The organism is Kocuria sp. KSNUG (assembly GCF_049532735.1).
GTDB lineage: Bacteria > Actinomycetota > Actinomycetes > Actinomycetales > Micrococcaceae > Kocuria > Kocuria rhizophila.
This window is the reverse complement of sequence record NZ_CP150981.1, coordinates 2,420,250-2,434,311: the sequence shown is the minus strand read 5'-3', so window position 1 is coordinate 2,434,311 and position 14,062 is coordinate 2,420,250. Positions and strand designations below refer to the sequence as shown.

Sequence of the window (14,062 nt, the reverse complement as noted above, 5' to 3'; positions counted from 1 at the left end):
CGGCCACGCCGTGCGCAGGACCGGTTCAGCGCACGGTGACCAGGGTTTCCGTGGTCTCCGGGAGCGCCGTGGTCTCGCCGATCACGGGATAGCCCGGGACCTCGCCCACCACGAGCAGCCCACCCGAGGTCTGGGCGTCCGCGAGCAGCAGCAGGGTGTCCTCCGAGATGCCGTGGCCCGCAGCGAGGTGCGGACGCACCCAGTCGAGGTTGCGCCGGGTGCCGCCCGAGACGAACCCGTCCCGCAGGGCATCGGCGGCGCCGGCCACGAGGGGCACCGCGGCGGCGTCGATCGTGGCGCCCACGCCCGAGGCGCGGCACATCTTGTAGAGGTGACCCAGCAGCCCGAACCCGGTGACGTCCGTGGCCGCGTCGACCCCGGCCGCCAGCGCGGCGCGAGAGGCGTCCCGGTTGAGAGCCGTCATCGTGTCGACCGCCGCGGGGAAGACCTCGCCCGTGGCCTTGTGCCGGTTGTTGAGCAGCCCAACGCCGATCGGCTTGGTCAGGGTGATCGGCAGACCGGGCCGGGCGGCGTCGTTGCGCAGCAGGCGCTGCGGGTCCGCGGTGCCCGTGACGGCCATGCCGTACGTGGGCTCGGGGGCGTCGATCGAGTGGCCGCCGATCACCGGGCAGCCGGCCTGCGACGCGACGTCCAGACCGCCCTGGAGCACCTCGGACATCAGCTCCATGGGCAGCAGCTCACGCGGCCAGCCCACCAGGTTGATGGCGACCACCGGGGTGCCGCCCATCGCGTACACGTCCGAGAGGGCATTGGCCGCGGCGATCCGCCCCCAGTCGTAGGCGCTGTCCACCACGGGCGTGAAGAAGTCCGCCGTGGACACCACCGCGAGGTCGGGGCGCACGAGCACGGCGGCGGCGTCGTCGCCGTCGTCCAGGCCCACCAGGACGTCCGGGGCGTTCTGGCCCGTGAGGCCGCGGACGGCGTCCTCCAGCTCGCCCGGCGGGATCTTGCACGCGCAACCTCCGCCGTGGGCGTAGCTCGTGAGACGGTCGAGACCTGGAGCGGATTGCTGAGATGGGCTCTGCGTGGTGCGTTCACTCATGCGGTCAGTCTAGGAACGGGCGCAGACAGCCTGCCGGGAGAGGGCGTCCGGGCGCGGTGGTACATTCGGCCGCGGAGGCGTCCGTGTCCTGGTGGGCACCCCGGTCTTCAAAACCGGTGAGACCGAGCATCTCGGTCTGGCGGGTTCGATTCCCGTCCGCCTCCGCCAACCTGCCGAGGAGCACAGTGAGCACAGAGGACCCCCGCCGCCGCATCCCCCGCACGGATCGCGTCCTCGCGGATCCTGGCGTGGTGGCGGCGGTCGGCCATCTCGGCGACGCCGCCGTGCGGGCCGCCGTCGTCTCCGCCCAGGACCGCGCGCGGAACGGGGAGATCGCCCCGGAGGACGTGGTCGACGCCGTGGCCGCCGACCTCGCGTCCCGCCGCACGAGCTCCCTGACCCCGGTGCTCAACGCGACGGGCGTGGTGGTGCACACCAACCTGGGCCGCGCGCCCCTGTCCGAGGCCGCGCGGCAGGGCCTGCTCGACGCCGCCGGCTACGTGGACGTGGAGCTGGACCTGGACACCGGCCGTCGTTCCGCGCGCGGCGTCCCGGCGCGGCAGGCGCTGCTGGAGGCGTGCCCCGCGGCGGAGGACGCGCTGATCGTCAACAACGGTGCGGGCGCTCTCGTGCTCGCGACCACCGCGCTGGCCGGTGCCCGGGAAGTGGTCATCAGCCGCGGCGAGTTCGTGGAGATCGGCGCCGGCTTCCGGCTCTCGGACCTCATGGAGTCCACGGGGGCCCGGCTGTGCGAGGTGGGCACCACCAACCGCACGCACCTCGCGGACTACCGCGAGGCCCTGGGTCCGGAGACCGGGTGCATCCTCAAGGTCCACCCCAGCAACTTCCGGGTGGACGGGTTCACCTCCTCGGTGCCGCTGCGCGAGCTGCGGTGCCTCGCGGACGAGCACGGCGTGCCTCTCGTGGTGGACGTGGGCAGCGGTCTGCTGGGCCCGGACCCCGCGCTCCCGGACGAGCCGAGCCTCTCGGAGGCGCTGGAGGCCGGAGCGGACGTGGTGATCGCGAGCGGGGACAAGCTCCTCGGCGGCCCGCAGGCCGGTCTGCTGCTCGGCCGGGCGGACGTGGTGCAGCGCCTCGCGCGGTTCCCCCTGGCCCGGGCGGTGCGCGCGGACAAGCTCACGCTCGCGGCCCTCGAGGCAACCCTTCGCGGCGGCACCACACCGGTGGCCGCGGCTCTCCACGCCAACCCCCAGGGGTTGCGGGAGCGGACCGAGGCGCTGGCGGCCGCGGTGGGAGCGGAGGTCGTGCCGCACGAGGGGCGCGTGGGCGGCGGTGGTGCCCCGGGCGTGCCCCTGCCGGGATGGGCGGTCCGGCTGCCCGAGGCGACGGCCCGCCCCCTGCGCGTGGGCCATCCCGCTGTGCTTCCCCGGGTGCACGACGGCGCGTGCCTGCTGGACCTGCGCTGCGTGCCCGAGTCGCAGGACGGCGTGCTGACCGACGCCGTCGCGGCGGCGCTCGCGGAGGCGCACTGATGCACGTGGTGGCGACCGCCGGTCACGTGGACCACGGCAAGAGCACTCTGGTCCGGGCGCTCACGGGCATCGAACCGGACCGCTGGGACGAGGAGAAGCAGCGCGGGCTCACGATCGACCTCGGGTTCGCGTGGACCGAGCTGCCCTCAGGAGCTCACGTGGCGTTCGTGGACGTGCCAGGCCACGAGCGTTTCCTGGGCAACATGCTCGCGGGGGTGGGCCCCGCGCCCGTGGTCGTGTTCGTGGTGGCCGCGGACGAGGGGTGGCAGGAGCAGTCCGACGACCACCGGGAGGCCGTGGCCGCCCTCGGGATCACCCACGGTCTGATCGCGGTCACCAAGGCGGACCGTGCCCCGCAGAACGTGGAGGCGGTCCTGGCCCGGGCCCGCGCGGAACTCGCGGCCACGGGACTCGGGGACGCGCCCGGCGTCGTCGTCTCCGCGCGGGAGGGCACCGGCCTGGACGCGTTCCGTGAGGCGCTCGACGACGTGCTGGCCCGTGTCCCCGCGCCGGACCCCGAAGCGCGGGTGCGGCTGTGGATCGACCGGGCGTTCACCATCTCCGGCGCGGGCACCGTGGTGACCGGAACGCTCACCGCGGGGACGCTGCGTGTGGGGGACCGGATGACGCTGCGCGGGCCCGCGGGGGAGCAGAGCGTCACCGTGCGGTCCCTGCAGAGCCAGAACTCCTCGGTGGCGCAGATCGGACCCACCCACCGGGTGGCCGTGAACCTGCGCGGCACCGGCAAGGACAGGATCCACCGCGGTGACGTGCTGCTGAGCTCGGACTCCTGGCCGGCCACCGACGTCCTCGAGGCGCGACGCCACGGCGGGGACCCGTTCACGGAGGTCCCCGAGGACCTCGTGGTGCACGCGGGCACGGCGGGCGTGGGAGCACGGATCCGACCGCTGGACGAGGACCATGCCCGGCTCCACCTGGACCACGCCCTCACGCTGGTGCCGGGGGATCGACTGGTGCTGCGCCACCCGGGGGCCCGCGTGGCCGTGGGCGGCGCCCGGGTGCTGGACATCGACCCGCCCGCCCTGACCCGCCGCGGTGCGGGCACCCGTGAGGCCGCCCGGCTCGCGGGGATCCCGGACACCGGGGATCCGGTGGCGGAGACGGTCAAGCTTGGCGCCGTCCCGGTCTCCCGGCTGCGGCTGCTGGGGTTCGACACCGCCGCCGTCCCGCCCGCCGAGGACGTGGTGGTCGACCAGGGCTGGTGGATCCACACGCCGCGTCTCGCGCAGTGGGCCGCGGATCTGACCCGGGCCGTGGACGCCGCCCACGAGCGCGACGCGCTCTCCCGGGGACTGCCCCGGGGAGCGGCGGCAACCGTGCTCGGCGCACCGGGTGCCGAGCTCCTGGACACGGTGGTGCGCGCGGCCGGGCTGGTGGAGCGGGACGGTTTCCTCACCTCCCCGGGACGGGAGAACGGACTGGGCGCCGCAGAGACCGGGGTGACGCGGGTGGAGCAGCGGCTGCGTGCGGAGCCCTTCGCAGCTCCCGAAGCCTACGAACTGGCAGAGCTTCAGCTGGGCCCCCGCGAACTGGCCGCGGCGCAGCGGCTCGGCAGGTTGCTGAGGCTGCCGGGCGACGTCGTGCTCCTGCCCACCGCGCCCGCGCTCGCCATGCGTGAGCTCGCCCGGCTGCCGCAGCCCTTCACCACCAGCCAGGCGCGGCAGGCGTGGGGCACCACGCGCCGCGTGGCCATCCCGCTGCTCGAGCACCTCGACGCCAAGGGGTGGACGCGGCGGGAGGACGGCACCCGCCGGAGCATCGTGCGCTGAACGGATCCGGGCGGCGTCGAGCCCCGGGCGTGGCACGCGCACACGCTGCGGCTGGACGCCCGCGGCCCGCGTTCGCCGCACCCTCGGCGGCCGGGGCCAGCTGCGCGGGCACAGGGTGGCGGCGCGGTCGCGCGGCACGTCGACCCCGGCCGGGCTGCGCGCCGTGAGCGAAACCCCCTCCCCGGGGCGGCCGCGGAGCACTAGCCTCGGGGACACGACATCGGGCACCGCAGCACCGGACGAGTCCGTGCCGCACCGCGCGGCACGCCCTCCGCGGCGCGTTCCCGTGAGACCGGGGCCGGAGCAGACCGGCCCAGGAGACGATGGAGGAGCACCATGACCGACACCCCCGCCCAGGACCCCCAGATGCAGAACGAGCAGCCTCCCCTCGAGAACGGCACCCCGGACGGCTCCGTGCCCCAGGGCACCGCGCAGAACGGCGCACCCCAGAACGGTGCGCCGCAGGGTGAGACCATCGGCGCCACCGGGGACGCCCAGGACTCCACGCTGGAGAAGGACCCCTCGGACTGGATCAGCGGCGACGAGCCCATGACCGGCGCGCAGAAGTCCTACCTGGACACCCTCGCCAAGCAGGCCGGCGAGGAGCTGCCCGCAGACCTGACCAAGGCCCAGGCCTCGGAGCACATCGAGCGGCTCAAGGGCTCCTCGAACTGACCCCGCTGCAGGAACCACGCCCCGCGCGCCTGACATCCAGGCCGTCGCGGGGCGTTTTTCCTGTCACCTCTCGGTGCGGACCGCTGAGTGCGGGAGCGCGCCCGTCTCAGGTCAGCACCCTGCTGCGTGCTGGGAGCAGACAGGCCCAGCCGCGGCTCGGTGAGACGGGATGCCCGGGCGAACCGGGCGGCGTCGGCGGCTTTGGTGCGGGTTGGTGCGGCGCAGTAGATTGACGCCCGTGCCTCAGGATCCCAAACCCACACTCAAGACCACGCTGATCGGCTCCGGGGAGCACCGCGTGGTGTTCCTGCACGGGCTGTTCGGACGCGGCAAGAACTTCACGAACATCGCCAAGGGGCTGCAGCCCGAGTTCAGCTGCCTGCTCGTGGACCTGCCCAACCACGGGGACTCCGCGTGGACGGAGTCCTTCGGCTACGCCGCCATGGCGGACACCGTGGCCGAGCAGCTGCGCGCGGACTTCGCCGCCGCGGGCCCCGTGGACGTGGTGGGGCACTCGATGGGCGGGAAGGTCGCCATGGTGCTCGCACTGCGGCACCCCGAACTGGTGCACCGGCTCGTGATCGAGGACATCGCCCCGGTGGACTCCCAGGAGGCGGACACCACGTCCTCCCGCGGCAACTTCGAGCACCTGCTCGGCTCCCTCAAGCGCCTGGACCTCTCCGGCATCACTCACCGCTCCCAGGCCGACGCCGCCCTGCGCGCCGACATCCCGGACGACACCGTCCGCGGGTTCCTCCTGCAGAACCTGCGCCACCGGGACGGCGGGTTCGGGTGGCAGCCCAACCTGGACCTGCTGCACTCCGAGCTCGGGGACATCGGGGCGTGGCCCGCGGACGACGTCGCGGGGCGCACCTACACGGGGCCCGTGCTGTGGGTGGCGGGGGAGAACTCGCCCTACATCCAGGCCGAGGACGCGCCCGCCATGCGCGCACTGTTCCCCAGGACCGTGCGGATCACCGTGCGCGGCGCCAGCCACTGGGTGCACGCGGACCGCCCGGAGGAGTTCATCATGGCCCTGCGGACCTTCCTGCTCAAGGACCGCTAGTCGTGGCCCGTCCGGACGGCTCCCCACGCGCTGACGGCTCAGCGCAGGGGGTGACCCTGGTGGTGGCGGCGGCCTTCGTCACCCAGACGGGTGCGGCCATTGCCGTGGGGCTGTTCGACGAGGTCGGTGCCCTGGGGGCCGTGTTCCTGCGACTCGCGCTGGCCGCGGTGCTGCTGGGCGCCGTCGTCCGCCCTCCACTGCGTGCCGTGACCCGGCAGAACGTGGGTGTGGTGCTGGGCTTCGGGGCGGCGCTGGGCGGGATGAACATGCTCATCTACCAGGCCATCGCCCGGCTGCCGCTGGGGGTGGCGGTCACCATCGAGCTGCTCGGTCCGCTGGTGCTGTCCGTGGTGCTGTCCCGCAGGCTCAGCGGACTGCTGTGGGCCGGGCTCGCGCTCGCGGGGGTGCTGCTGCTCAGCGGTGTGGGCCCGGGGACGGAGATCCCCGACCTGGCGGGGGTGCTGTTCGCGCTCGCCGCGGCGGGGGTCTGGGCGTGCTACATCCTGCTGTCCCGGCAGGCGGGGCGGTCGTTCCCCGGCATCCAGGGACTGGCCCTGGCCATGGTGGTGGGGGCGGTGCTCGCGGCCCCGTTCGGGATCGTGAGCGGCGGCGCGGCGCTGCTGCGGCCGCACGTGCTGCTCGTGGGCGTGGCCGTGGCGCTCCTGTCCTCGGCGCTGCCGTACGCGCTCGAACTCGCGGCGCTGCGGCGGCTTCCCGCGGAGACCTTCTCGATCCTCGTGAGCATGGCGCCCGCGGTGGCCGCGCTCGTGGGGTGGCTGATCCTCGGACAGGGCATGGGACCGGGGGAGATCGCGGGCATGGCGCTCGTGATCGTGGCAAGTGCGGCGGCCGTGCGGTCCGGGCGGAGTCGGCCACCTCGCCCGCCCGAGGCCCTCGCGCAGCCCGCGCCGTGAACCCGGCAGCCGTCGAGGCTCGTGTCCGTCCCAGGCCCTATCCTCGGGTGCCATGGGCTTCACACGCGCAGAACTGGACTCCTACCGGGACCGCACCGTGCCGGACCTGATCCCGCACCCCCTGCGGCTGCTGTTCGTGGGGATCAACCCGGGGCTGTGGACCGCGGCCACCGGGGCGCACTTCGCCCGCCCCGGCAACCGCTTCTACCCCGCGCTGCACCGGGCGGGTATCACGAGCACCCGGATCGACGCCGCGGACGGCTACGACCCCGTGGAGCTCGCGCAGCTGACGGACCGGGGCATCGGGATCAGCAACGTGTGCCCCCGCGCCACCGCCCGGGCGGATGAACTCACCACGGAGGAGCTGCACGAGGGGGCGACACGGCTGGACCGGCTCATCCGGCGGGAACGTCCCGCCGTGGTCGCAGTGCTGGGGATCACCGCCTACCGGGCGGCCTTCGACCGTCCGAAGGCCACAGCCGGGCGGCAGGAGTCACCGTGGCCGGGCACCGAGTTGTTCGTGGCGCCCAACCCGAGCGGACTCAACGCCCACTCGTCCCTGGACGATCTGGCCCGGGTGTACGGGGAGATCGCGCGAGCCGCCGGAGTGGTGGACACCCAGAGCGACTGACCGGGCAGCGGGTGGATCTCCCGCACTGGCATCACCTCAGCGGGAAGATTCTCAGCCCGGCCTGCGCATCGCTCTCCGGGGCGTGACCACGCGCGAAGTCGGCCCACGCGCGGCGCAACCGGGCGCCGTCGTGCACCACCTGGGCCCACGTGTGGCCGTCCACCAGCGGGGTGTGCTCCCACACGTCGTGACCGGGGAACAGCAGGGGCAGCTCGGAGATGTGGGCGCCGGCCACGGGGTTGCGGCCCACGCCCCACGAGAACTCGTAGCGCCGCCCCGTGCCACCGGTCTCCGCGTGACGCCGGGCGAAACGCACGGCGCCCTTGCCGTAGAGGCGCTGGGTGAACGGGGTGATGACCAGCCGTTCCACACGGCGGGCCTTGCGCGGATGCTGCATGCGGGTCAGCAGGGGTGGAATGCGAGCCGTGAACAGGGCGGCCTCACGGGTGGTGTTGCCCACCAGGACCTCGACCTCGGGTGCGGCCGCCTGCCACGCCGCGTCGAGCTCGTTCTCCGGGGGCAGGGGATCGTGGCCGTACTGCAGTCCGAAGGGCATCTGGCCCTTGAGGCCGTGACGCACAGCGTCTTTGGCCACCCGCTGCTGCATGGCGCGCACCTCGTCCAGCGGGGCATCGCGCGCGAGGGGTGCCGCCGTGACCGCCATCAGGGCGCTCATCCTCGCGCGACCGGCCAGCAGCCCGAAGGGCGCGCTCTGGATGATCGCCCGCCGGAACAGCCCGCGTGCCTGCGGGACGAGCATGAGGTGTGCCACGGCGTCGCCGCCGGCGGACTGGCCGAACAGGGTGATGTTCTCGGGATCCCCGCCGAACGCGCTGATGTTCTCCCCGGTCCACCGCAGAGCGGCCACCATGTCCAGCAGGCCGAGGTTTGCCGGGATCTCCGTGCCGTCGCCCAGGAACCCCAGCAGTCCCAGCCGGTACGTCACCGCCACCACGATCACGTTCTGCTCCGCCACGAGCGCACCGGGATCGTAGAACGGTGCGTCCCCGCCGCCGGCCGCGTACGAACCGCCGTGGATCCAGACCATCACGGGCAGCCGTGCGTCCCCCGGGGTGCCGGCGGGAACGGTCACCGACACCCGGAGGCAGTCCTCGTCCTGGGGCAGGTCCCCGATGTTGCTGCCCACGATGTCGTCCAGGAACGGCATGGGCGGCTGGGGGCACGCGGGTGCGGGCTCGGTGGCCAGGACCGGGGTCGACGCCGCGGCCACCGGCTGCGGGCGCTCATAGCGGCTCGCACGGGCGTACCGAATGCCGGTGGCCCGGTCCACGGCCCCGTCACGTCGTCCGACGACCGTTCCGCACGGAGCGTTCCAGCGGGGCGCTCCGGCCGCGGTGGTGCCGGCGGTCCCGGAGGTCTCACCCACGGGGGTCCTCCAGGCGCATGCTCATCCCGATGGTGCGCGGCGCCCTGTCCTGGAATCCGTGCCGGGCGTAGAGGGCCTGGCCCGGACCGTCCGCCATGAGGCTCACGTAGGCGCCCGGGGGAGCGTCCGCGCGGATGGTGTCCAGCAGCCGCTGCAGCACCGCGGTGCCCAGCCCCTGCCCCTGGTGCTCGGGCAGCACCGCCATGTCGATCACGTGGAAGTACCACCCACCGTCACTGATCACTCGGCCCATGCCCACCGTTGCGCCCGTCCCCTCGTGGCGGACGTGGATGGCAGCCCACGCTCCGTGGATCCCGGCCTCCGCCTGCTCCTCGGTCTTGGGGTGCATGCCGCTGTCCCGACGCAGGGACAGGTAGTCGGCCACGGAGGGTGGGGAGTCCACCAGGGTGTATCCCGGACGCACATCTGTCATGTGACCAGTCTGACCGCTCCGTCCGACACGCGCAGCAGGCGGGCCCGCGCCCGCGGACCCTATGCTGGTCCCCGGACTTTCGGCGGACCCAGCACAGGAGGAGGCACCCGGTGGACATCGAGGCTGAGGTGGTCTTCGACCTCGTGGACCTGCTGGGGGTGCTCACCAACGGCATCCTGGGTGGCGTGGTGGCCCGGCAGCTGCGCATGGACCTCGTGGGCTTCGTGGTGCTGGCCATCGTCTCCGGCCTGGGCGGGGGCATCCTCCGGGACACGCTCCTGCAGCAGGGCTTTCCCGTGGCACTGACGAACCCGGCGTACCTCACCACGGCGCTCGCCGGCGCGCTGATCGCCTACCTCCTGGTGTTCGACAGCACGTGGACCTTCCGGGCGCTGTTCGTCGCGGACTGCCTGTCGGTGGGCTGCTGGGCCGCCACGGGCACCGTCAAGGCGCTGGGAGCGGGCCTCGCGTGGCCCCCGGCCATCCTGCTCGGGGTCGTGACCGCGGTGGGCGGCGGCATGATCCGGGACATCGCCGTGGGGCGGCAGCCCGCCATCTTCGGCGGCAACACGCTCTACGCCACGAGCGCCCTGCTGGCGAGTGCGCTGATGGCGCTGCTCTCCGAGCTGGGGCACCCCACGTGGGGCATGGCCGGGGCGATCGTGCTCAGCGCCGTGCTCAGTGTGTCTGCGCGGCGCTTCGGCTGGCGCCTTCCCGGCCCGGCGAACCTCAGCCCCGGCGCCCTGAAGAAGCTGCGCCTGCGTCCCGTCCTGGGCAGGCGCACGCGGCGCGAGTGACGCGCTCGTAGCCGGGCACGGCGCCGTCGACGACGCCGCGTGGCCGCCTGACCTGGCGGCTGCGGCAGGTCACCGGACCAGGGATTTCCAGCGCATGGCAGGTTTCTCCACCACCGTCCAGGACACCCACGCCGCAGCGAGGGCGCACAGCAGGGACGCGATCGAGTATCCCCAGTAGCCCAGCACCGTGTGTGCGCCCAGGACAGCCAGGAGCTGCTGGAAGGGGAAGGCGTAGATGTACGTCCCATAGGACAGATCGGTTCGACTTCCCATGCGTGTGGGGAGGGCCGCGCCGAGCCATAGAGTTGCGTAGGCGATGGGCAGGGCCGTGAGGGCCCAGCTCCACGGGGCCGGAGTCCACTGCAGGGCGATGACCGCCAAGCAGGCGGGGACCCCGAGCCACCACCGCGCAGGAACCCGGTCGCGCGCGGCCCACAGGGTCATCCCCGCCAAGAAGAACCCGGCGAGGCGCAGGGCCTGGAGGTAGCGTCCCGTCGAGATGTCCAGCGCACCTGGGGCGAGCACCTGCAGGACCAGCACCACCAGGAGCAGACCCGCAAGAAAGGGCAGCGGACGGCGACGCACCAGGCTGAAGCTCAGCAGCACTCCGGCCATCAGGTAGGCCATACCCTCGAACCACAGGGTCCACAGCGATCCGTTCCAGGCACCCGGGTACGGCACCGACGTCAGGAGCTCTTCGATGTGCCACTGCCGGATGTACAGAGTGGCATTGTTGACGACGTATCCCACAGCGCTCTGGGGGACCCACGTCTCACCCCCGATGAGAGCGGCAAGGGGTGCCACGATGAACGCCGTTGTGATCAGAGCAACCCAAAAACCGGGATAGATGCGAAGAGCACGCCGCCACAGGAAACCCTGCAGAGACGTGCGAACGCGTGACCCCGCAATCAGGTAGCCGGAGATGGCGAAAAACCCGTTGACTGCCGTACCGCTGAAGTCGTGCCAGTTGTGAGAGGGGAAACCTCCCAGCGGGCTGCTGTGGCCGAACACCACCAGCGCGGCCAGAAAGAGCCGCACCAGGTTCAGAGCATTGTCGTGTCCGGCCAGAGCGTGGCCCAGCATGGAGCGATGAGGCCCGTGCCCGGAGGATCGGGCCTCGACATGCGGGGGAGCGGAGGTCACTTGCGTAGCGTAACGGTTCTCACGCTGTCCTAGTCTGGTTCCATGTCCCTCCCCAAGATCGTGCTGTTCTACGTGTTCACTCCTCTGGCGGACCCGGAGGCCGTGAAACTGTGGCAGCTGAACCTCGCGCAGCGCACCGGGGTCAAGGGTCGGATCATCGTCTCGGAGCAGGGCATCAACGCCACCGTGGGCGGGGACATCCGGGATGTGAAGGCCTACGTCCGCGGCCTCAAGGAGTACGCCCCGTTCAAGCACGCGGACGTCAAGTGGTCCGACGGCGCGGGGGACGACTTCCCGCGGCTCAGCGTGAAGGTCCGCCCGGAGCTCGTGACGTTCGACGCCCCGGACGTCATCCGGGTCTCCGAGAACGGCGTGGAGGGTGGGGGCACGCACCTGAAGCCCCACGAGGTGCACGAGCTCGTGGAGCGGCGCGGTGAGGACGTGGTGTTCTTCGACGGCCGCAACCAGCTGGAGGCGGAGATCGGGAGGTTCCGCGGCGCCGTCGTCCCCCGCACCGAGACCACGCGGGACTTCCTGCGGGAGCTGGATTCCGGCGCCTACGACCACCTCAAGGACAAGGCCCTGGTGACCTACTGCACCGGTGGGATCCGTTGCGAGGTGCTGAGCGTGCTGCTGCGCAACCGCGGGTTCCAGGACGTGTACCAGCTGGACGGCGGGATCGTGCGCTACGGGGAGGCCTACGGGGACCGCGGCCTGTGGGACGGCTCGCTCTACGTCTTCGACGAGCGTCGGCACATGGAGTTCTCACCCGGGGCCAGGTCCCTGGGGCGGTGCGTGCAGTGCGGGGAGGCCACACCCTGGTACGTGAACTGCGCCAACCAGCAGTGCCGGCAGCTGTTCCTGTGCTGCGAGACGTGCACGGAGACCGGGGCCCGGACCCGGTGCACGGACTGCGTGCCCGTGGCGGCCTGACCCACCAGCCGGTCGCACGCACCGTGGCAGCGTCCGGCGTCACCCCCCTTGAGACGAGGAGACCACCGTGGAGAACCCTCAGCCCACCGTCACCGACGCCGCGGTGACCGCCCTGCACACCGGGGAGGTGCGGGCTCACCGGTGGGACGGCCGGGAGCTGGAGACCGCCGCCGAGAAGGCACCGCGAACGGGGAGGCTCTTCCTGAGCGGGACCGGGTTCATCGGGGACGAGCAGGGTGATCTCAAGAACCACGGCGGCCCGGACAAGGCGGTGTGCTGCTACGCGGCCGAGAACTACGACGCGTGGCGCGCGGAGGGGCGGGACCTCGGCCCCGGTGCGTTCTCGGAGAACCTCACCCTGCGCGGCGCCACGGAGGACCGCGTGTTCCTGGGCGACACGTTCCAGGTGGGCAGCGCAATGGTCCAGGTGACCCAGCCGCGCACCCCCTGCAACACCATTTCCCGCCGCTGGTCGGACTGGGACCTGCCGCGGGACATGGAGCGGACCGCCCGCACCGGCTTTTACCTGCGGGTCCTGCGGGAGGGCCACGTGGGGGCCGGGGACGCGTTCGAGTTCGTGAGCCGACCCTCGGGCGCGGTGTCCGTGGGCGATGTCGTGCGGATCATGGCCGCCGGGACCGCGGACCGGGAGGCATACCGCGCCCTGGCGTCCGCGCCCGAGTTCCCGCAGCAGTGGCGCCGCAAGATCCTGCGCCGGTTGGGGGAGGACGGTCTGCTGTGAGCGCGCGACGGCAGCCCGGGCCCGCGCGCGACGGCAGCCCGGTGAGCAACCACCGAGTCGAGACACCGAATCCCGAGGATGACGCCACATGATCCAGGACAACGCCTCCCAGCTGCCACATCCCCTCACCGGGCAGCCGTTCCCGTCCCCGGTGCCGCCCGGCTCGGGCTGGCCGGAGGACCCCGCGCCGGCGGACGCCCCCGTGGCGCACGACGCCGCCGGGGTGCGCGATCTCGCGTCCACCGCCTCGGACGTGGGCCAGCTCAATGCCATGGCCAGCGTGTGCCGAGCGTGCGACCGACTCGTGGAGTGGCGCGAGGACGTGGCCACGCGGAAACGCGCCTCGTTCGCGGGTGAGCCGTACTGGGGCAGGCCCGTGCCGTCCTACGGGGACCCGCAGGCACGCGTGGCGATCATCGGTCTGGCCCCCGCGGCGAACGGTGGAAACCGCACCGGGCGCATGTTCACGGGGGACCGTGCGGGGGACTGGATCTACGCCGCCCTCTACCGCGCCGGGTTCGCCGAGCACGAGACCGTGGGCACCGCGGGCGACGGCCAGGCCCTGCACGGGGTCCGCATGGTCGCCCCCGTGCGCTGCGCCCCGCCCGCCAACAAACCCACCCCCGACGAGAAGGCCGCGTGCGGCGGCTGGTTCGACCGCGAGATCGGCCTGCTCACCGAGCTCCACGGCATCCTGGCCCTCGGTGGCATCGCGTGGCAGACGGTCCTCGCCGCGGCTGTGCGCATGGGCTGGGAGGTGCCCCGGCCGCGGCCGAAGTTCGGGCACGGTGCCGTCGTGCCCCTGCGCACCCCGGACGGCCGGGACGTGCGGCTCGTGGGCTGCTACCACGTGAGCCAGCGCAACACCTTCACCGGCCTGCTCACGGAGCCGATGCTCGACGACGCCCTGGCCCTGGCCGCGGAGCCGCCCGCCTAGCACGGGGCCCACCATTGTCTCCCGCCGCCGGCCCCGAGGGGGGGCGTGCTCCGGCACG

At 72.9% G+C, this 14,062-nt stretch carries 14 protein-coding genes and 1 tRNA gene; 11 read left to right on the top strand and 4 right to left on the bottom strand.

The features are described 5' to 3' along the window. Positions 1–25: 25 nt before the first annotated feature. Entirely contained in the window at positions 26–1,063 is a 1,038-nt protein-coding gene (gene selD / locus AABM36_RS10625) for a selenide, water dikinase SelD (RefSeq protein WP_423446137.1), read from the bottom strand. A gap of 73 nt (positions 1,064–1,136) precedes the next feature. On the opposite strand from selD, the gene AABM36_RS10620 reads away from it, so the two are divergent. The 7 genes from AABM36_RS10620 (at position 1,137) to AABM36_RS10590 (ending at position 7,632) form a co-directional block, all read left to right on the top strand. Continuing rightward, positions 1,137–1,231: transfer RNA gene (locus AABM36_RS10620), tRNA-Sec, on the top strand. 17 nt (positions 1,232–1,248) lie between these two features. Then, the gene (gene selA / locus AABM36_RS10615; protein WP_423446135.1) at positions 1,249–2,556 is read left to right on the top strand and encodes an L-seryl-tRNA(Sec) selenium transferase; all 1,308 of its coding nucleotides are present in this window, start codon (positions 1,249–1,251) and stop codon (positions 2,554–2,556) included. Beyond that, positions 2,556–4,346 (top strand): selenocysteine-specific translation elongation factor, encoded by a 1,791-nt coding sequence (gene selB, locus AABM36_RS10610; protein WP_423446133.1) that lies wholly within the window; start codon positions 2,556–2,558, stop codon positions 4,344–4,346. The genes selA and selB overlap by 1 nt, the downstream gene beginning before the upstream one ends. A 336-nt stretch (positions 4,347–4,682) precedes the next feature. Continuing rightward, positions 4,683–5,021 (top strand): DUF3072 domain-containing protein, encoded by a 339-nt coding sequence (locus AABM36_RS10605; RefSeq protein ID WP_423446131.1) that lies wholly within the window; start codon positions 4,683–4,685, stop codon positions 5,019–5,021. Positions 5,022–5,259: 238 nt separating this feature from the next. Next, entirely contained in the window at positions 5,260–6,087 is an 828-nt protein-coding gene (locus AABM36_RS10600) for an alpha/beta fold hydrolase (RefSeq protein WP_423446129.1), read from the top strand. A gap of 2 nt (positions 6,088–6,089) precedes the next feature. Further along, positions 6,090–7,001, top strand: a complete 912-nt coding sequence (locus AABM36_RS10595; RefSeq protein WP_423446127.1) for an EamA family transporter — start codon at positions 6,090–6,092, stop codon at positions 6,999–7,001. Positions 7,002–7,053: 52 nt separating this feature from the next. Continuing rightward, positions 7,054–7,632 carry a mismatch-specific DNA-glycosylase gene (locus AABM36_RS10590; RefSeq protein ID WP_423446125.1) on the top strand — a complete coding sequence of 193 codons (579 nt, stop codon included), beginning with the start codon at positions 7,054–7,056 and terminating at the stop codon, positions 7,630–7,632. A gap of 31 nt (positions 7,633–7,663) precedes the next feature. On the opposite strand, the gene AABM36_RS10585 is transcribed toward AABM36_RS10590, so the two are convergent. After that, positions 7,664–9,019, bottom strand: a complete 1,356-nt coding sequence (locus AABM36_RS10585) for a carboxylesterase family protein (RefSeq protein WP_423446123.1) — start codon at positions 9,017–9,019, stop codon at positions 7,664–7,666. After that, the gene (locus AABM36_RS10580) at positions 9,012–9,452 is read right to left on the bottom strand and encodes a GNAT family N-acetyltransferase (RefSeq protein ID WP_423446122.1); all 441 of its coding nucleotides are present in this window, start codon (positions 9,450–9,452) and stop codon (positions 9,012–9,014) included. Before AABM36_RS10580 ends, AABM36_RS10585 begins: the two co-directional genes overlap by 8 nt. Before the next feature lie 110 nt (positions 9,453–9,562). Here AABM36_RS10580 and AABM36_RS10575 point away from each other — a divergent pair, with 110 nt between their 5' ends. Further along, positions 9,563–10,249, top strand: coding sequence for a trimeric intracellular cation channel family protein (locus AABM36_RS10575; RefSeq protein ID WP_423446120.1), 687 nt, complete (start codon positions 9,563–9,565; stop codon positions 10,247–10,249). 69 nt (positions 10,250–10,318) lie between these two features. Here AABM36_RS10575 and AABM36_RS10570 read toward each other — a convergent pair whose 3' ends face one another. Further along, the gene (locus AABM36_RS10570) at positions 10,319–11,332 is read right to left on the bottom strand and encodes an acyltransferase family protein (RefSeq protein ID WP_423446119.1); all 1,014 of its coding nucleotides are present in this window, start codon (positions 11,330–11,332) and stop codon (positions 10,319–10,321) included. Between the two features lie 102 nt (positions 11,333–11,434). On the opposite strand from AABM36_RS10570, the gene AABM36_RS10565 reads away from it, so the two are divergent. The 3 genes from AABM36_RS10565 (at position 11,435) to AABM36_RS10555 (ending at position 14,004) form a co-directional block, all read left to right on the top strand. Next, entirely contained in the window at positions 11,435–12,325 is an 891-nt protein-coding gene (locus AABM36_RS10565; RefSeq protein ID WP_423446117.1) for a rhodanese-related sulfurtransferase, read from the top strand. 67 nt (positions 12,326–12,392) lie between these two features. Then, a complete protein-coding gene (locus AABM36_RS10560) occupies positions 12,393–13,067 on the top strand; it encodes an MOSC domain-containing protein (protein ID WP_423446115.1) in 675 nt (224 codons plus the stop codon). 88 nt (positions 13,068–13,155) lie between these two features. After that, entirely contained in the window at positions 13,156–14,004 is an 849-nt protein-coding gene (locus AABM36_RS10555; protein WP_423446113.1) for a uracil-DNA glycosylase, read from the top strand. Positions 14,005–14,062 lie beyond the last annotated feature (58 nt).